At 46.2% G+C, this 18,585-nt stretch carries 19 protein-coding genes and 1 pseudogene; 8 read left to right on the top strand and 12 right to left on the bottom strand.

Annotated features, from left to right (window positions below):
- The first annotated feature begins 28 nt into the window (after positions 1 to 28).
- Positions 29 to 991, top strand: a complete 963-nt coding sequence (locus ACWJJ5_RS14110) for an arsenic resistance protein (RefSeq protein WP_367069566.1) — start codon at positions 29 to 31, stop codon at positions 989 to 991.
- Positions 992 to 1,049: 58 nt separating this feature from the next.
- Here the strand turns inward: ACWJJ5_RS14110 and ACWJJ5_RS14115 are convergent, their stop codons facing one another.
- On the bottom strand, positions 1,050 to 2,099 hold the full coding sequence (locus ACWJJ5_RS14115; protein WP_070081423.1) for an NAD(P)-dependent alcohol dehydrogenase: 1,050 nt from the start codon (positions 2,097 to 2,099) through the stop codon (positions 1,050 to 1,052).
- 158 nt (positions 2,100 to 2,257) lie between these two features.
- Between ACWJJ5_RS14115 and ACWJJ5_RS14120 the strand changes: the two genes are divergently transcribed.
- A complete protein-coding gene (locus ACWJJ5_RS14120; protein ID WP_007409338.1) occupies positions 2,258 to 2,662 on the top strand; it encodes a MerR family transcriptional regulator in 405 nt (134 codons plus the stop codon).
- 223 nt (positions 2,663 to 2,885) lie between these two features.
- Positions 2,886 to 4,175, top strand: a complete 1,290-nt coding sequence (locus tag ACWJJ5_RS14125; protein ID WP_070081424.1) for a Na+/H+ antiporter NhaC family protein — start codon at positions 2,886 to 2,888, stop codon at positions 4,173 to 4,175.
- Between the two features lie 37 nt (positions 4,176 to 4,212).
- Here the strand turns inward: ACWJJ5_RS14125 and pdxR are convergent, their stop codons facing one another.
- On the bottom strand, positions 4,213 to 5,595 hold the full coding sequence (gene pdxR, locus ACWJJ5_RS14130) for a MocR-like pyridoxine biosynthesis transcription factor PdxR (protein WP_070081425.1): 1,383 nt from the start codon (positions 5,593 to 5,595) through the stop codon (positions 4,213 to 4,215).
- A 118-nt stretch (positions 5,596 to 5,713) separates the two neighbouring features.
- Between pdxR and ACWJJ5_RS14135 the strand changes: the two genes are divergently transcribed.
- On the top strand, positions 5,714 to 6,334 hold the full coding sequence (locus ACWJJ5_RS14135; RefSeq protein WP_060675340.1) for an FMN-binding negative transcriptional regulator: 621 nt from the start codon (positions 5,714 to 5,716) through the stop codon (positions 6,332 to 6,334).
- A 48-nt stretch (positions 6,335 to 6,382) separates the two neighbouring features.
- Here ACWJJ5_RS14135 and ACWJJ5_RS14140 read toward each other — a convergent pair whose 3' ends face one another.
- Together ACWJJ5_RS14140 and ACWJJ5_RS14145 are read right to left on the bottom strand one after the other, a co-directional pair.
- A complete protein-coding gene (locus ACWJJ5_RS14140) occupies positions 6,383 to 6,742 on the bottom strand; it encodes a hypothetical protein (RefSeq protein WP_070081426.1) in 360 nt (119 codons plus the stop codon).
- 216 nt (positions 6,743 to 6,958) lie between these two features.
- Complete coding sequence (locus ACWJJ5_RS14145; protein WP_070081427.1) at positions 6,959 to 8,149, bottom strand: MFS transporter; 1,191 nt, start codon at positions 8,147 to 8,149, stop codon at positions 6,959 to 6,961.
- Between the two features lie 245 nt (positions 8,150 to 8,394).
- Between ACWJJ5_RS14145 and ACWJJ5_RS14150 the strand changes: the two genes are divergently transcribed.
- Complete coding sequence (locus ACWJJ5_RS14150; protein WP_102422381.1) at positions 8,395 to 8,973, top strand: TetR/AcrR family transcriptional regulator; 579 nt, start codon at positions 8,395 to 8,397, stop codon at positions 8,971 to 8,973.
- A gap of 71 nt (positions 8,974 to 9,044) precedes the next feature.
- Here the strand turns inward: ACWJJ5_RS14150 and ACWJJ5_RS14155 are convergent.
- The 6 genes and pseudogenes from ACWJJ5_RS14155 to ACWJJ5_RS14180 all read right to left on the bottom strand — a co-directional run.
- A pseudogene (locus ACWJJ5_RS14155) lies at positions 9,045 to 9,122 on the bottom strand (hypothetical protein); the annotation flags it as partial.
- A gap of 51 nt (positions 9,123 to 9,173) precedes the next feature.
- Positions 9,174 to 9,473 carry a spore coat protein gene (locus ACWJJ5_RS14160; RefSeq protein WP_016937108.1) on the bottom strand — a complete coding sequence of 100 codons (300 nt, stop codon included), beginning with the start codon at positions 9,471 to 9,473 and terminating at the stop codon, positions 9,174 to 9,176.
- A gap of 14 nt (positions 9,474 to 9,487) precedes the next feature.
- Positions 9,488 to 9,685: a hypothetical protein gene (locus tag ACWJJ5_RS14165; protein WP_003156073.1), complete on the bottom strand. Its 198-nt coding sequence runs from the start codon at positions 9,683 to 9,685 to the stop codon at positions 9,488 to 9,490.
- Between the two features lie 18 nt (positions 9,686 to 9,703).
- Positions 9,704 to 10,840, bottom strand: coding sequence for a zinc-dependent alcohol dehydrogenase (locus ACWJJ5_RS14170; RefSeq protein WP_003156072.1), 1,137 nt, complete (start codon positions 10,838 to 10,840; stop codon positions 9,704 to 9,706).
- Between the two features lie 18 nt (positions 10,841 to 10,858).
- Positions 10,859 to 11,227: a spore coat protein gene (locus ACWJJ5_RS14175; RefSeq protein WP_070081429.1), complete on the bottom strand. Its 369-nt coding sequence runs from the start codon at positions 11,225 to 11,227 to the stop codon at positions 10,859 to 10,861.
- Positions 11,228 to 11,244: 17 nt separating this feature from the next.
- Positions 11,245 to 11,490, bottom strand: coding sequence for a spore gernimation protein GerQ (locus ACWJJ5_RS14180; RefSeq protein WP_070081430.1), 246 nt, complete (start codon positions 11,488 to 11,490; stop codon positions 11,245 to 11,247).
- A gap of 466 nt (positions 11,491 to 11,956) precedes the next feature.
- Between ACWJJ5_RS14180 and ACWJJ5_RS14185 the strand changes: the two genes are divergently transcribed.
- The 3 genes from ACWJJ5_RS14185 to ACWJJ5_RS14195 all read left to right on the top strand — a co-directional run bounded on the left by ACWJJ5_RS14185 (position 11,957) and on the right by ACWJJ5_RS14195 (position 15,997).
- Entirely contained in the window at positions 11,957 to 13,117 is a 1,161-nt protein-coding gene (locus ACWJJ5_RS14185; RefSeq protein ID WP_454022485.1) for a sensor histidine kinase, read from the top strand.
- Positions 13,110 to 13,745, top strand: a complete 636-nt coding sequence (locus tag ACWJJ5_RS14190; protein WP_003156063.1) for a response regulator transcription factor — start codon at positions 13,110 to 13,112, stop codon at positions 13,743 to 13,745. The genes ACWJJ5_RS14185 and ACWJJ5_RS14190 overlap by 8 nt, the downstream gene beginning before the upstream one ends.
- A 98-nt stretch (positions 13,746 to 13,843) precedes the next feature.
- Positions 13,844 to 15,997: an MMPL family transporter gene (locus ACWJJ5_RS14195; protein WP_454022481.1), complete on the top strand. Its 2,154-nt coding sequence runs from the start codon at positions 13,844 to 13,846 to the stop codon at positions 15,995 to 15,997.
- A gap of 33 nt (positions 15,998 to 16,030) precedes the next feature.
- Here ACWJJ5_RS14195 and ACWJJ5_RS14200 read toward each other — a convergent pair whose 3' ends face one another.
- Positions 16,031 to 16,753 (bottom strand): gamma-glutamyl-gamma-aminobutyrate hydrolase family protein, encoded by a 723-nt coding sequence (locus ACWJJ5_RS14200; protein WP_173613274.1) that lies wholly within the window; start codon positions 16,751 to 16,753, stop codon positions 16,031 to 16,033.
- 135 nt (positions 16,754 to 16,888) lie between these two features.
- Positions 16,889 to 18,517: a ribosomal protection-like ABC-F family protein gene (gene abc-f / locus ACWJJ5_RS14205; protein ID WP_173613275.1), complete on the bottom strand. Its 1,629-nt coding sequence runs from the start codon at positions 18,515 to 18,517 to the stop codon at positions 16,889 to 16,891.
- Between the last annotated feature and the right edge of the window lie 68 nt (positions 18,518 to 18,585).

The following is an 18,585-nucleotide window of genomic DNA, read 5'->3' on the forward strand; positions in this document are numbered from 1 at the left end:
ATAATGGGCGGAGAAGAGGTGTCAGCCAATGAAAATAACCAGAGAGACATTAGAAAAACAGCAAATTTGGATATATGGTGTGACTCTTGTGATCGGCGGAATAGCGGGGATCGCCGGGAAAGATTCAGGACTTCGCTGGGGATGGACGATATCACCGCTTATCGCTGTTCTCATGTATGCCATGTTTGCCCAAATCCCATTCTTGAAGCTGAGGGAAGCCATGTCAAATCTTAAGTTTATGGCGGCTTTACTGATCGGTAATTTCTTAGCTGTACCTGTCGTTGTATGGGTGTTAACCGCTATTTTTCCTCAATCTCCTCCTATATTATCAGGGGTTTGTTTGGTATTGCTTACACCTTGTATTGATTACGTCATCGTCTTTACTCAGCTCGGCAAAGGAAATGAGAGATTAATACTGGCTTCCACGCCGGTTTTGTTCGCCGTTCAGATGGTATTGCTTCCGTTATACCTATGGCTGTTTATCGGGAAAGAAGTGACAGGGGCTGTTCATGCGGGACCGTTTCTGGAGGCATTCTTATTGTTAATAGCGGTGCCGCTGCTGGCGGCGGTGATGACTCAACTATGGGCTGATAAGAAGCCGGCGGGAGAAAAGGTGTTGGAATGGACGGCGTGGCTGCCTGTTCCTTTTATGGCTCTGGTCTTATTGGCGGTCGTCGCCACACAAATCGGCAAGGTCATCAATGATGCTGACATCATTATACGTGTGATTCCGATCTATCTGTTATTCCTGCTCATTATGCCGTTTGTCTCCCGTTTTATCGCATATGCGTTCCGTCTGGATACAGGTGAAGGAAGAGCATTGATCTTCAGCACGGGCACAAGGAATTCTCTCGCAGTCCTTCCGTTAGCGCTGGCTCTGCCGGATGCTTGGGCCTCATTAGCCGCTGCTGTTATCGTCACACAGACGATTGTTGAGCTGATCGGCGAATTGGTTTATATCAAAGCGGTGCCCGGATGGCTGCTCAAATAAAAAATAATCTGCGCTGAAAAAAACATACCAATAGATATTGGTATGTTTTTTATGAGAATTATAAAGTTGCAATATCAATAACGAAACGGTAGCGGACATCGCTTTGGAGAACCCGTTCGTACGCTTCGTTAACTTGATCGGCCGGTATCACTTCAATTTTAGGAGCAATGCCGTGCTCGGCGGCGAAATCAAGCATCTCCTGAGTCTGCGGAATACCGCCGACGAGTGAACCCGCAATGCTGCGGCGGCCCGTGATTAAGGAGAACACACTGTATGAGTCCGGCTTAGCGGGCGCTCCCACATTTACCAATGTACCGTCAATGCGAAGCAGGGATAAGTAGGCATCTACGTCAAGGTTCGCGGATACTGTATTTAAAATAAGATCAAATCGTCCGGCCAGCTCAGTGAATGTATTCGGATCGCTTGTCGCAAAGTAGTGATCGGCTCCAAATTCAAGCGCTTCGTCTTTTTTGTTCATTGAGCGGCTGAGGACGGTGACCTCTGCGCCTAAAGCGTGCGCGAATTGAACGGCTAAATGTCCGAGCCCGCCCATTCCGACAATCGCCACTTTTTTGCCGGGACCGGCATTCCAGTGTTTCAGCGGAGAATAGGTGGTAATGCCCGCGCACAATAGCGGACTGGCAGCATCCAAATTCAGCTGATCGGGAATCCGGACAACGAATCTGTCAGTGACAACTATTTTCTGGCTGTAGCCGCCGTATGTAGGATTTCCGTCGTAGTCCAGGTTATTATAAGTCTGAACAACGCCTTTTGTGCAATATTGTTCGTCTCCGTTCAGGCAGTATTCACATTCCCCGCAGGAGTCTACAAAACAGCCGACACCCACACGGTCGCCGGCGGCAAATGTGGTGACTTCTTCACCCACGGCTTCCACAACTCCGGCAATTTCGTGTCCGGGAACCATCGGAAAGATTCCGCCGCCCCATTCATCGAATGCGCTGTGGATGTCTGAGTGACAAATCCCGCTGTACTTAATATCAATCAGGATATCGTGCGGCCGTAATGCTCTTCTCTCAATCGTCGTCCGCTCAAATTTAGCTTTTGCATGCGGAGCGCTTAATACACGAGTCGGATGATTATTGCACATGGTTATCTTCCTTTCCAAGATAAAGTGATGAATCCTCTGTTCGGTTTTACTTTAAATGTTAAAGCGGACTTTAAGTCAAGGGGTTTGGTTTATTTTTCTATGAAATGATATTCTATAATGGACGCTTATGAAAGGTATGAAGGATGGGTGGTAAGAATATGAAGATTGCGCAGGCTGCAAAGCAGGTTGAGTTATCAGCCGCGACGCTTAGGTATTATGAAAGTATAGGACTGATTCCTCCGGTAAAACGCGATGAAAGCGGCATCCGCGATTATGACGAAGATGATGTGAATTGGATTCAATTTATAAAATGCATGAGAAGTGCCGGGCTGTCGATTGAGGCGCTGATTGAATATACCGCTTTATTTATTGAAGGAGCCGATCATACGATCGAACCCCGAAAAAACATCCTGATAAATGAAAGGAAAAGGCTGACGGAGAAACAGAGGGAAATTGATGAAACCATAAAACGATTAAACAGGAAGATTGAGGATTACGAAGATATCCTTGAAAATGAAGCGAAACTTAAAAACAGATTGAAAGCTGAATGTATTTCTGAATGAAGAGAAGGTGTCCCGGGCGCCGGGCCGCATGAAATGTACCAAGGGAAACGAGCCTTGGTTTTTTTATTTTCTAAAGAGAGGAAACAAAACAGCTTTTTCTATCTTATCAATCATTACTTATCCTTTTTTCAGCTTGACTTTTTTACTGCAGACTTTTAAAGTGTGAAATGTTGCTTAGACTGTGATTAGCGACTTTAATGCTGAAAAGAGGTGGTTTACCCAGATGAACAATCATAAGAATCCTTGGGCGTTATTGCCTTTAGTCTTATTCGTAGGGCTTTTTGTCGGCTCTGGTCTGGTGACCGGAGATTTTTATAAATTGCCGATCTTGATTGCCGCGATCATTGCGTCAGCTTTTGCGCTGTTATTTAACCGGAAGAAATCGCTCAATCAAAAAATAGAATGGTTCGCTTCCGGTGCGGGACATCCTGATATTATCATTATGGTTATGATTTTTATATTGGCAGGTGCCTTTGCTTCAGCGGCTGAGGCGATGGGAGCGGTGCATTCAACTGTCAATCTTGCTTTGAGCATAATTCCGCAGCAGTTTTTGCTGCCGGGGCTGTTTATCATTGCTTGTTTTATTTCTATATCGATGGGAACATCAATGGGCACGATTGCGGCGGTTGCGCCGATCAGCGCGGGTCTGAGCGGAGAGCTTGGCATCTCCGGCGCGATTACAATGGCAGCTGTGGTCGGCGGAGCTATGTTCGGAGATAATCTTTCTTTTATTTCCGATACGACCATTGCGTCAGTCCGGACGCAAAAAACACAAATGATGGATAAATTCAAAACGAACTTCCTGATTGTTTTGCCCGCTGCTATTTTAACGGTTATTATCTTATTTTTTATTCCGGCAGGCCACGCGGGCCATGCGGGCGCTGCATCTTACAGCTGGATTAAGGTGCTTCCTTATGTCGCCGTGTTAGTTTTTGCGTTAATCGGTTTTAATGTGATGGCTGTCATATTCGGCGGATTGGTTTTGACGGGGATCATCGGATTGGCGGGCGGCAGCCTGACGTTTGACTCTTATTTTAAGGCAATTACGGATGGAATCGCCGGAATGAGCGATCTGATCATCCTGTCCATGCTGATCGGCGGGATGGTCGGCGTAATGAAACAAAACGGCGGGATCGACTTTTTACTGGAATTTATCACGAAACGAATCCGTTCAAAAAAAGGCGCCGAAGCCGGCATTGCCGGACTGGTCAGCGTGACGAATCTGGCTGCGGCCAATAATACGATCTCCATTATCGCAGCCGGGCCGATTGCAAAGAATATCGCTGATAAATTCAGCATCGACAACAGAAAATCGGCAAGTATTCTGGATATCTTTTCGTGTATGATACAAGGATTGATTCCTTACGGCGCGCAGCTGTTATCAGCCGGGAAATTCGGGAATATTTCACCCGTCAGCATCCTGCCATACTCTTTCTATCCCGTTTTAATCGGAATCTGCGGCATCGCCGCCATTATATTTGGACTGCCGAAATTCACAAGAAATACGAAATAAAAGATAAAAAAAGGCGCCGTTCGGCGCCTTTTTTCTTTCATGACAGCCAAGCTTTTCTCAAAAGCTGTACGCCCTGTGTGATCTGATCCGTATCGAGATGGGCGAAACCTAACTTTATGATCGGCGGTTCGGGCTTTCCGGCAACGAAATAAACAGCGGTAGGATATACCTTCACTCCGTACTGAAAAGCGCGTTCGATTAATGTTTCTTCTGTATAGTTCAGGTGAACTCTCACCAATATATACAATCCCGACTGCTCGCCGATGATCGTCACCTGATCGCCGAACTGCTGCTTGATATGTGAAGTCAAGTGCTGCATCTTACGCTTGTAGACAGTGCGCATGCGCTTAATATGGCGGGTCCATTCACCGGCCTTCATCAATTCAGCCATGGTCAGCTGGTTAAGCGAAGAAGCGGTGCTTTCGAAATGAATAAACCGTTTTTTATACCGGTGCAAAAGGCGCTGCGGCAAAACCATATAGCTTATGCGGATGCCCGGTAGAAAGGATTTTGAGAAATTCCCTAAATAAATCACCCGGTCTGATTGAATGGAAGCAAGAGCGGGAAACGGCTGCTGTGTATAACGGAATTCACTGTCATAATCATCTTCAAGAATATAACCCTCTCTATGATTCACCCAATTGATCAGTGTTTGGCGCTGCTGAATGGACATGCTTACGCCGTAAGGGCTGTGATGGGATGGGGTCACATAGATTAATTTTTCTTTCATTGCATGTAATTGAGAAAAATCAGCTCCGTTTTCATAGACAGGCATCGTTTCCATAGATAGCCCGTGAAATTGAAATGCCGCTCTGGCACCGTCAAACCCAGGGTCTTCAACGATAATTCCCGAAAAATCCTCTTTCAGAATCCGGCTGAGATAAATCAGCATCTGCTGGGTGCTGCTGCCGATGATAATGGAATCCGCATCTGTTTTCACCCCGCGGGATTCCAAGAGATAAGCGGCAATTTGCTCACGCAGGTCTCTCTCGCCGAACGGTTCACCGTACAGGAAGCTTTTCTCTGATGTCAAAACTTGATTGTATAATTTTCTCCATGTTTTCAGAGGAAAATGCTTTTGATCGACGGCTCCGGCGCGAAAATCAATCAGGGCCGGCTGAGTTGATTCGGTTTGCTCAGCGTAAACAACATCGTTTTCTTTTTGAAATAAAGAAGGTTCTACTTCATTTGCAAAATAACCTTTGCGCGTTTCCCCGCGAATGTATCCCTCCGCTAAAAGAAGATCATAAGCCATCAGCGTTGTATTGCGGCTTACCCGCAGGGAATCCGCCAGCTCCCGAATCGAAGGCAGCCGCTCATCTGCCTGAATATTTCCCTGCTCAATCAATGTTTTAAATTGCTCGTAAATTTGTTTGTATTTCGGGGTGCCGCTTCTGAAAGCGAAAATCAAATTTTTCATCAGATGTTCTCCTCTGACATGTGTATTTATTTGAAACTGTATCTTTTTAAATGTCAGTTGATATTTTATTATAGCGGAAAGCGCTTTATCAATCCATGTTCAGAGAGGAGAGTTTTGTATGTATATTCCGGCTCCATTTCAGCTGAGTGAAGCTGAAGCGTGCGATGTAATCAAAGAGTATGGTTTCGCAGCATTGTTTTCAACGGCGGGGGGCATGCCGTATGCAACCCATCTGCCATTGATGATGAGTAAGGATAACGAATGCTTATACGGTCATTTTGCATTGCCGAACCCCCAATGGAAAGAGATTGATGGCCAAAACGTGTTAGCCGTTTTTCAAGGGCCTCATTGTTATATCTCGCCTAAATGGTATGAGACGAATCAGGCTGTTCCCACATGGAATTATGTGGCGGTTCATGTTTACGGAGAGGCGGAGCTTTTGGATGAGGAAGAAACCGTGCAATCGATGAGTGATCTCGTATTGAAATATGAAAGCCCCGACAGCCCGTACAAATTAGAGGATGTCGATGCGAAATTGCTGGCAGGCATGAACAAAGGGGTAAAAGGTTTTAAAATCAAAATCAGCAAAATAGAGGGGCAAGCAAAGCTGAGTCAAAATCATTCAGCTGCAAGACAAGGGCTGGTCGTACAACAGCTCAAACAGATTCCTCATACAAACGAACAGCTCATTTCCGGCTTGATGGAAGAAAACATCAAACGAATCACCGCGGACAACTGACAAGCATGTTAAAAACATATCGGCAGCAAGCGGTATGTTTTTTTCTGATTATGAAGCTTTTCTCAGGATGAATAACGACTCAAACAGCACATAAATCAACGGCGCCATTAAAATGAAGAAACAATGAAAAATAGCATACGGTATGAGTAAGTAAACGATAAGTTTTAATAGAATGGAAGACGTTTTATTCAATGTCCAGCGATTCTTCAAGATATCAGTCATACAAGCTGAAACAAGGCCGACCGTCAAATATCCGGCTGCTATGTACAGATAAATAAAAAGGTAAAACCGGTCAGACAACGGCGGTGTGTCTTCTTGTGTCACTTTTAAACTCACATAAAAGACCAATAAAAAGCAAACGGATGAAATCAGAGCTAACAAAAGGTGTTTATATAAATACTTCTTCATGTGTTTCACCTGCCTATGGCGCAATTATTTCTTAACATATTATGACATGGTTTTACCGCTGCTGAAAGAATTGGAAGTCCGGCTATATGAGCGGGGCGTAAAGAATCAATATCATCTTTTCATGAATCCGGATTTTTTGTTCGGATGGATGTAAAGAAGAATACACCAAAAAAAAGCTGTCAGCTTGGTCCTGACGGCTTATTTTTGGGGAAAGAGTTATTTCTCCGTGGTGAAATAAAGCAATGCTATGACCGGAAAAGCGATTCCAATCCATAATGTGATACTCCACCCGCCTGAGGCGTATGCCCATCCTCCGATTGATGATCCTATAGCACCGCCCAGAAAGAAGATTGCCATAAATAATCCGTTTAATCGGCTGCGAAATTCAGGTGCCAACGAAAAAATGGCACGCTGACTGAGTACGAGATTGGCAGATACCCCCATATCCAACAGGATAGCTGCGGCCACCAGAACTGCTATTCCGACGGGGGAGCTGCTCTGAATCATGAGCGGGAGTAATAAAGAAACGATGACAACACCGAGAGCGATTCCGGTGGCAAGCCGGGTCAAGCCGCGATCAGCCAGACGGCCGCCTATCGGTGCAGCCGCTGCACCCGCAATGCCCGCTAATGCATACAGCGCGATTGCCTTTTGAGAAAAATGAAAAGCAGGACCGGACAATAATAAAGGTACAGTCGTCCAGAATAAGCTGAAAGCTCCAAATACAAACGCATGATAAATGGCACGGCGGCGTAAGACCGGAGTCGTGCGCAGCAGCTTCCACATTGAACCGAGTAAGACGGTGTAGCTTGTGTTTGCTGTTGGTTTTCTGGCAGGAAGCACTTTTGATAAGACGATTGCCAGGACAACACTTAACGCGGCGGATAAAGCAAATATGGCATTCCACCCCCATATATCAGCGACCAGACTGGATATCGGACGGGAAAGCATAATACCGAGAAGCAGGCCGCTCATCACATTGCCGACAACCCGGCCTCGTGCGGCATCTGGTGCAAGGTATGATGCGAACGGAACTAGCACTTGGGCTGCGATGGATCCCAGTCCGATGAAAAACGCAGCGGCTAAAAACAGTGTTCCATGCTTCACACATGCTGTCAGAGTTAGAGCGGCTGCGCTTAGTAGGAGCGATACCACGACAAGTTTTCTGTTTTCGATAATATCTCCCAAAGGGACGAGAAACAGTAGGCCGGCAACGTATCCGATTTGAGTCAGCGTGACAATCAATCCGGCACTGCTTGGAGAAAGCCCGATTGCCGCACTGATGAATCCTGCCAAGGGCTGTGCATAATAAAGATTAGCGACAATGATACCGCATGCCGTTGCGAGAAGAAGGGTTAAACCAGTTGAGATTCTCTGATCTGCTTTTTGTTTGTTTAACGTAGCCATGTGAATGAACTCCTTTTTAATGATTTTATGAGGTTTGATAAATATTTTGCTGATTCATCTCCTCTCCATAGATTTTTAGTGCTAAGGTTTTGCGGAGTGTTGAGCATTTACTAAACTGTACGTTTAGTTTTTATAAGTAAATAATATACTGAACGTTCAGTTTTGTAAATAGGCTTCTGTTTTATTTTTTTATCATGTTAAGTATACTGAACGTATCGTTTATAATTCGGGAAGGAATGATTCATGTGCAGAGTAAACGAGGACGGCCGCGTGATGAAGGAACACATAAGGCGATTCTTTCTGCTGCCTATGACCTATTGTTGGAAAATGGCTTTGACGCGGTGACAGTCGATAAAATTGCAGAGCGTGCCAAAGTGAGTAAGGCAACGATTTATAAATGGTGGTCAAACAAGGCTGCCGTTATCATGGACAGCTTTCTTTCGACCGCTACGGACAGACTGCCTGTGCCCGATACAGGATCAACAGTGCAAGATATATTGATCCACGCCGCGAATTTAGCAAAGTTTTTGACAAGCCGGGAAGGAACCGTTATTAAGGAATTAATCGGTGCGGGACAGCTGGATGCAAAATTGGCGGAAGAATATCGCACGCGATTTTTCCAGCCCCGCCGCCTCCAAGCGAAAGGCCTTCTGGAAAAGGGAATTCAGAAAGGTGAATTAAGAGAGAATCTTGATATTGAAGTAAGCATCGATCTCATTTACGGACCGATTTTCTATCGCCTGTTGATCACAGGTGATGAGGTGAATGATTCCTATGTGCATGATCTTGTGATGAGTGCGTTTAAGGGAGTTCAAGCTACGTGAATAATCGCTCGAATGGGGCAGATAATGAAAAGGCAGAACAAATTGTTCTGCCTTCTCTGCTCTATTTGCGAACGTCCGGCAGCTGCCACGCACGCATTCACCGCTGCAAGCCCCAATAACAGCCCGAAGAAAGGCTGGAGAAGCTGCAGAGCTGTTTCGTTGAAGCTTGAGCCAGAGGTGCTGTCTCAGCAGCAAAACATTTATAGGACGGGCAGGCGGAGCGCCGTATCAATATTTTGTAAATTAAACCGGACTTGTTCATCTGTGTTCCACGGATGATACCAGCCTTTTTCCATCATATAGCGTGAGATTTGCTCGTGCATGTCGATGGCTTCTTCTAAGTGACGGGTGAGGATCGCTTTCACTTCAGGCGTTCCGGCTTCCGTCGCCGCCATCGCATAGTTTCTGACTCCGCTTTTTGCCGAATTCAATAAATCCATAGCGACAATTTGGTCTGTCAGTGCATCCATCCCCGTCAAGTATTCCATAATCGGATTCATTCGTTATTCATCTCCTATTCGTGCTTTGCATCAGATAAAATCGAGGCAAATTCCTGCAATTGCCTTGTTGATGTATCCGCATCCTGCTGCATGATTTCTTTCAGCTGCGGATCGGATACGAGCGCTTTCATGGTTTTGGATTTCGTCAGACAAAGTGACTTAAAAGAAGCCATCTCCTGAATTTCGAGTAATTCATGTAAGGCGCTGGCCATTTCTGTAGCCTCCGTTCTCTAAGGTTTGAGTACAACTTTAATACAATCATCTGTTTTCGTGTCAAACATCTCATAGCCGTGCTTCGCTTCACTAAGCGGAATGACATGGCTTACAACATCGCCCGGATCAATTTTGCCGGTTGACACCAGTTCAAACATATACGGCATATAATGGATAACCGGAGCTTGTCCTGATCGGATATTGACGTTCCGCTGCATGATATCGCCAAGGGGAAACCCGTTGTATCTGCCGCCGTACACACCCGTAATCTGAATCGTTCCGCCTTTTCGCACCGCTTGGGACGCGATGACCAATGCGCTCATGGCCCCGCCTTGAAGTTTTAATCCGCTGGCGAGGAACTCCAGATCTGTCATTTTTCCGTCCATGCCGACGGCGTCAATGACAACGTCGGCGCCGCCTTTGGTGATTTCCTTCAGGTAGCTGCCCGTATTTTCGTGGTCTTCGAAGTTCACGATTTCCACTTTATTCGTCCGTTTCGCATGCTGGAGACGGTAGTTGACATAGTCTACGGCTATGACGCGTTTCGCTCCCTTTAACCAGCAGAATTTTTGAGCGAAAAGGCCCACGGGCCCGCAGCCGAGAACGATGACCGTATCGCCTGCTTTTACGCCGGCATTGTCAACGCTCCAAAAACCGGTTGTCATCGCATCGGCAATAACACTCAATTTCTCATCCGGTTCTTCGCATGTTTCGGGGACTTTAAAATGGGTGAAGTTCGCAAAAGGGACGCGTAAATATTCGGCCTGGCCGCCCGGATAGCCGCCGGTACTCCCTGAATAGCCGAAATAAGCGCCCATATCGCCGTTTTCATTTGATTGATCACATTGGCTTTCCAGGTGATTTTTACAATAAGTGCATTCTCCGCAGGCGATATTAAAAGGAATAATGACGCGGTCGCCTTTTTTGACTTTCGTCACGCCGGGACCGGTTTCTTCCACAATGCCCATCGGTTCATGCCCGATAATATAGTCTTCCTGCAAGTTCGGAATGAGTCCGTGGATTAAATGTAAATCTGATCCGCAAATTGCCGTACTTGTGACTTTTATAATCATGTCATCGTGTTTTTCAATCTTCGGATCAGGCACGTCTTTGACTACGACGTTTTTCACTCCTTGATACGTTACGGCCTTCATGCTGTAATACCTCCAGTGTTAGTGTTCATCAGGTGTGCGGTCAAACATCCCTTTTCTGTTCGTTTCAACGGGAAACAGATTCATGTTTCCGACCATGAGGGTATTTTTCGCAGAGAGCTGGTCCAGTTTATACTGTTCGCTCAGATCATGCGGGTGAAACCACTTTTTGCTGACCATCAAGTCGGTAATTTCCTGATGCATCGCGATTCCCTGCATGAGCTGTTTGCGCAGCAAAGCTCTTACATCAGGTGAAGCGGTTTCTGTTAAAGCGACGGCGGTATTTCTGACGCCTTCTTTTGCCCGTAAAAGAAAATCCATTGCGAATGTCATATCTGCGAGTTCAGGGACGTGTAATGAATTGATTGGATCTAAATAGTCATGATTCAATGATGCTTACCTTCCTTTCAATTAATGATCGAAGTCGGCCGGTTTTGAGGAACAGGAGCCTGAAAAGATGCCCGTTCATAAACCGCCTGCAGATCAGCAAGGTTTTGCGAGGCTTGCTGAACGTCTTTTTCCATTAACGTTTTCAGATCCTGATCAAACACAAGCCCTTGCATGAGCTTGGATTTCGCTACACAAAGCGTCTTGAAGTTAATGATTTCATGTAAGTCCAGCGACTCGTGAGCCGCTAATTCACGCTTTTCCATAATCGTTTTTTAAACCTCCTCTTCTCAATTACATAATTAATTTCCCCTGAGAAAAGAGCTCTAGTCTTACAAATTTTGTTTATAAAAAAAGAGAGAAGAAATCTGACGGTACATTAAAAAAGAGGAAGCACAATCGCTTCCTCTTGTTCACATGGAATGGCTGTCGGTGTCCTGAACGTTTTTCTGATGCGCGGGCGGTTTTGCCGCGCGGGAGACAGACCGCTGAAACCCGGGAAAGGTCATAAAAAAGATATGAACAAAAGCAGCCCGCGAACAATCCCGCAGGCTGTTTTTTCTTTCACCCGTCATGCAGGACAGAAGGGGAAGGTGAGAAGAAGGCACTTATGGTATGATGACAAATAGAATAAAACATCGTGAGGCCGGTCGGCTAAAAGGAAGTGGACAGAGATTGTTTGGTACAAAACATCAAGAAGACTATGTCTCCCGTGACAGACGCTCATTGCATATGCTTGCGCTTCGGGTGCCCGGTCTGGCGTTTATTTTTATGGTATATGCCGCATCAGTCTCTTTGCAGTACATTTATGAAAGCTGGACGGTTTTATTGCTGCTGTTATTCACGATATTGATCGTCATTTTTGCCGTGCTGCACTGGCATTCCTATCGCTGGGTCAAGAAAAAAACGTTTCTTTATTTCATCATACAGGGATTTATTATATATACATCGGCTAACTTGATGACCGGCGGCTATATCGCGGCGGTCATCGGACTCTATGCCTTTTTAATCGGGCAGATTATCGGAATGGCGGATAAGGGCAAAACGCTGCTCATACTCTATCTTGTCATTTTAATGTCCATAGCAGCCCTGCACCAGGAGCATCCGCATCATCTGCTTCGTTTCATCGTTGTCGCCGCTCCCATCATGATCGTGATTATCACGTATGCGGCAACATTTTTCGCACAAGTTGATGAAAAAATAAAAACACAGATGACGCTTGAAAAATTAGAGCTCGCTCACCGGCAAGTGAAACAGCTGACGCTTCAAAACGAGAGGCAGCGGATGGCGAGAGACTTGCACGATACACTTGCGCAAGGGCTGGTCAGTTTGCATATGCAGCTTGAAGCGGTGCATGTTCATCTTTCAAAGGGTAACACTGACAGAGCGAAAGACATCATCAGCCAGTCAATGGGCAGAGTGAAGGGCACATTGGCTGATGCGCGCTCGGCCATTGACAACCTTCGCAGCAAATCAGAAGAGATCGGGTTCTTAAAAGAATGCATCACTGAACAAATCAACCATTTTACAGAAGCCTCCGGGCTGTCTTGTTTTTTAGATTACAGCGTGTATCATGTGCTTGACGTTCATACGGCGGAGAATTGCCATTACATGATCGGCGAAGGCCTGACAAACGCCGCCAAGCATGCAGAAGCCAAGAATGTCTGGGTGTCCGTACAGGAAGAAGAGGGACAGATCCGCATAACCGTCAAAGATGACGGGAAAGGCTTTGATGCCGGAACAGAAATGAGAAAAAGCGGACATTACGGGTTGCTTGGGATACAAGAACGCGTCAATATGATGAATGGCACTTTCCGTATAACAAGCGCCAGATCAGCGGGAACTCAAATTGAGATCATCATACCAATTCAAGGAGAAGCGGAACATGTATAAAGTGTTAATAGCAGATGACCATCTTGTCGTCAGAGAAGGTCTGAAGCTTTTGATAGAAACAAATGACCATTACACCATAACGGGAGAGGCGGAAAACGGGAAAACCGCCGTCCGCCTTGCAGCGGAACTAAAGCCCGATGTCATTCTCATGGACCTGTACATGCCGGAAATGAGCGGGCTGGAAGCCATTAAACAGATAAAAGAGCATTCTGATGTGCCGATCATTATTTTGACGACCTATAATGAAGATCATCTGATGATAGAAGGCATCGAATCAGGCGCGAACGGTTATCTGCTGAAGGACACAAGCTCAGAAACCTTATTTCATACGATGGATGCGGCGGTGAGGGGAGAAGTGCTTCTGCAGCCGGACATCTTGCGGCGTTTCCGGGAAATGAAAATGGAACGGGCAAATGCCAATGAAACACAGCTGACGGACAAGGAAATCATAGTTCTGCAAGCCGTTGCGAAAGGACATAAAAGCAAAGCGATCGCCTTCGATTTAGGAATCTCAGAGCGGACGGTAAAAGCGAGATTAACATCGATTTATAACAAATTAGGCGCTGATTCGCGGACGGAAGCCGTCACCATTGCCATGCAAAAAGGCATTCTGAAACTGAATATATAATGAAAAACTGCCCAAACGTACATGCCCCTATGTACGTTTTTTTTATGTGAATGTGAACTACAATTAGGCAGAAAGTAATGATTGGAGAGGAGTATTCGATGTCTGGTTTTTTATATAAATTAGGGGGATGGTCTGCCCGCAACCGATTCAAAATGATCATTGCGTGGCTCGTGATATTGATCGCTTCGATTGTGATCGCCATCTCGTTAAAACCTGCTTTTTCTGAGGATATGTCAATTCCCGACACACCTTCTGAAAAGGCGATGGATATCATTCAAAAAGAATTTTCAAAGGGGCCCGATAAAGGAAGCATACGGGTTATTTTCGGAGCTGAAGACGGGAAGAAATTGACGTCAAAACCGGAAAAACAAGCGATTGAAGAGACATTAAAGAAGATCAAAACAGATCATTCAGTCGCTTCGATTGCAAGTCCTTTTGAAACAGGAACCATTTCTAAAGACGGATCAGTGGCATATGCCGATATTACGTACAAAAAAGCGGCGGATGACATTACGGATGCGTCTGTTTCACATATTAAACACAGTCTGTCCGCCGCCGGAGACAAGGGCCTGCAGACGGAGCTCAGCGGCGATGTGCCGGGGGTCGGTGTTGAAGTCGGCGGTGTCTCTGAAATTGTCGGCGTTGTGCTGGCTTTCGTCGTTCTGGCCATTACGTTTGGTTCATTAGTTATAGCGGGGCTGCCGATTGTCACAGCCCTGATTGGGTTAGGCGTAAGCGTCGCGCTGACGTTAATCGGAACACAGGTCTTTACAATAGCCTCGGTCAGTCTCTCATTATCCGGAATGATCGGCCTGGCCGTCGGGATTGATTATGCGCTGTTTATCTTTACGAAGCATCGTCAGTTTTTGGGCGAAGGTGTACAAAAAAATGAATCGATCGCTAAGGCTGCGGGAACGGCTGGCAGCGCCGTCGTTTTTGCGGGACTGACCGTGATCGTCGCGCTTTGCGGATTGACCGTTGTCGGCATTCCGTTCATGTCTGCGATGGGATTGACTGCGGCGCTCAGTGTGCTGATGGCTGTATTGGCATCAGTAACGCTGGTGCCTGCGGTGTTATCAATCGCAGGAAAACGGATGATTCCGAAATCAAACAAGAAGAAAGAAAAGAAAAGCGCCGACACGAATGCCTGGGGGCGCTTCGTTACAAAGAAGCCTATTCTGTTAAGCATTTTCAGCATTATTCTTTTAGCCGTCATCAGTCTGCCGGCCATGCATTTAGAGCTGGGGCTGCCTGATGCGGGAATGAAAGCGAAAGACAGCCCGGACCGCCGCGCCTATGATCTGTTGTCTAAAGGATTCGGCGAAGGCTTTAACGGCAAGCTGACAATTGTTGCCGATGCAAAAGGGGTCAAGGGGAACAAAAGTGAAGCATTTCAAGAAGCCGTGAAAGAAATAAAGGACTTGCACAATGTGGCGAGCGTCACACCTGCCATGCCGAATCAAAAAGGGGATTATGCCATCATTACGGCAGTGCCTGAAACCGGGCCGAATGATAAGGCAACGAAAGAGTTAGTGCAGGATATACGGAAACGATCAGACAAAAACGGCATCCGCCTGCTCGTTACCGGGTCAACAGCGGTGAATATTGATATTTCAGACCGGTTAAATGATGCGATTCCGGAATTCGCCATTCTCATTGTCGGGTTTGCGTTTGTATTGCTGACCGTTGTTTTCCGCTCGCTTCTCGTGCCGCTTGCCGCCGTCGTCGGCTTTTTGCTGACGATGACCGCTACACTCGGATTATCGGTATTCGTTCTGCAGGATGGGAATTTCACCGGCTTGCTCAGCATTCCGGAAAAAGGTCCGATTCTCGCCTTCCTGCCTATTTTAGCCATCGGTATTCTTTTCGGGCTGGCGATGGACTATCAAGTATTCCTTGTCAGCAGAATGAGAGAAGAATATGTCAAAACAAAAAATCCGGTACAAGCCATCCATGCCGGATTGAAACATAGCGGACCTGTCGTAACAGCGGCGGGACTGATCATGATTTTCGTCTTTGCGGGATTCATCTTCGCGGGGGACTCTACGATCAAATCCATGGGATTGGCAATGACCTTCGGTGTTCTTTTCGATGCGTTCATTGTAAGAATGACCATCATTCCGAGTGTCATGAAGCTGATGGGACATGCGGCCTGGTACTTGCCGAAGTGGCTGGATAAAATCATTCCGAACGTGGATATCGAAGGCCATAAGCTGACACAAGGCAAAACACCGGAGAAACCGGAAGAATAAAATGAAAAAGCAGATCGTTATGATCTGCTTTTTTTATGTGCTGACCGCATTCATGAACAGAGAAAAAAGCTTTTTCATGTCTTCGTGCTTTTTTGTCAGCATTTCGGGATGCCATTGCACGCCGACGACAAATAATTCACCCGTCCGTTCAATCGCTTCAATGGCCCCGTCTTTCGCATAAGCCGCGGCTTTAAACGAAGGCGCCGTCTCTTTTATGATCTGGTGATGGAATGAATTCACCCGCGCTGAATCGCCAAACAAGGAATGGAGACGTGTCCCTTTTTCAAAAGAAACATGATGGGTTTTTAACGGCGGATCTTTTTCTTGATCGTGCTTAATGTCAGCAAACGAAGCGTGTGTCAGGTCTTGGTATAAAGTTCCCCCGTAAGTGACGTTTAACATATGCATCCCCCGGCAGATGGCCAGAATCGGCTTTTCTAAAGCAATCGCCGTGAGAATCAGCTCCTTCTCGTAGGCATCCCGATCAGGAAAGGTCTTTCTTAAAGCCTGTAAAGGTTCTTCGCCGTAAAACAGCGGGTCTATATCCTGGCCGCCGGACAGAATGATGCCGTCAACATGAGAGACCTGTTCCTTTAAAAGCGCCGTCTCTTGAATCACCGGCAATATAAACGGCACACCGCCGGCCTCAGAAACAGACTGAATATAATCATTATTGACATATGCCCGATTATAACCCGGGAAAGGGCCGGATTGATCAGCCATAATGTTTCCCGTAATTCCGATGCGTTTGGCCATCCTGCGTTCACCTGAACCTTTCTTTCTGAACCTTCTCGTATAAATCTGAACGTAGGTTGTACAAATCAGTGTGAAATTATTCTTCATGATACGTGAACTTTCCAAAAAAACCCGTGACAATCACGGGTTTTACATTCATTTCAATTTCTTGATTTCTTCCGTCAGCTCTTTGAATTTTTGATCAAGCTCACGATATTGTTTATCAGCCGGAGTCATGAAGCTGAGTTTTCCGAGGACTTCCTGCCGTTCGGTTTCAAGCTTTAATCGCAGTTCTTCAGCATCATCCCTGACGGAGGGAGATTCTTTCCATTGTTTTCGGACGCTGCCGTTTGAGATATCAAGCCGGATGTCCGTCGTCTTTTCGACAAAGTAGCGATCATGCGATACGATGATGAGCGTTCCGTCGTATCGGGCCAAAGTGTCTTCAAGCTGCTCGCGTGACGGCAGATCAAGGTGGTTTGTCGGCTCATCCAGAATCAGCACATCTTTCTCCTCCAGAATAAACGCCATCAGCTTGCATTTGACCCGCTCTCCCATGCTCATCTTGCCGATGGGTTCCGTCCATTGCGCTGCGGTAAATCCTAAATGCTTCATGAGGGATTGAACATTTCCCCTTGCTTCGAACGTTTCTTTGTAAAAAAGCTGTTCGGGGGTTTTATCAAGCGGAAGGTCGAATACTTCCTGGGTTAAATATCCGACGTTTGCAGACGGAGAAATCCATATGCCGCCCTGCGCTTTTTCCTGACCGAGGATGACCTTCAATAATGTTGTTTTCCCGCTGCCGTTCGGGCCTGTAATCGCGATCTTTTCACCGTGCATCACAGTGAAATTCACGTTTTTAAAAAGCGTTCGGCCGTCATATGACTTTGTGACATCACTTACTTCTAAAAAACGCTTTCCCGCTTTTTTGCGGTGCTCAATGGAAAAACGGACTTCATACTCCGCTTCAACCGGTTCTGCTTTCGCTTTTTCAAGCTCTTTTTCAAGACGCTTCTGCTTTGATTTAATCTGGGCGTCCGTGCGTTTTGCTTTTACGCGGTGGTATTCTTTAAAGCCTTCTATTTTCGTTGATTGGGCGTGGGCTTTTTTCGACCAGGCGCTCAGCTCGTTCATTTGAGCTTCAATCCGTCTGATCATATGCTGCTGATTCTCATATTCCCGCTGCTGTGTCAGCCTTCTCTGTTTGCGGACCTCCATATAGCTTGAATAATTCCCTTTATGTTCAATGAGTTTCTTTCCTTCGATGGCCCAGATTTTTGTCGCCGCTGCATCTATAAAAGCACGATCATGCGAAACGAAAATAATGGTGCCTTTGTAATTCTTGATCTGATTCAGCAGTATTTCTAAACTGTGCTGATCGAGGTGGTTCGTCGGCTCATCTAATAACAAAAGTCCGCTTGAGGAGGAGAAACCTTTGGCAAGACGGGCTTTCAATTTTTCTCCGCCGCTTAATTGCGAAAAGGCGCGTGCGGGCACGTTCCACTTTTCTAACAAGGCTGCCTCCGCAGGCTCCGTGTGGCCGGAATCATAAGCTTCCGTTTCTTGTTCCACCATATATATGTTCACATCTTGCATCATCTGGATCTGTCCTTGTGACGGCGCTTTTTGATTGCAGATCAATTGCAGCAATAAAGATTTGCCGGCGCCGTTTTTACCGATAACGCCGATGATGTCGCCTTGCTGAACACTCGCGCTGATCTGTTCAAAAAGGGGAACACTGTTGATTTCGTAACTGATGCCGCTTAACTTTAACATTTCTTTCATATGTCAATCCCTCGCTTTAAAGGGAGGACAAAAAAATCCTCCCAATTGATTTGGAAGGATTAGCCGTA

It is taken from the genome of Bacillus sp. JK74 (assembly GCF_053663395.1).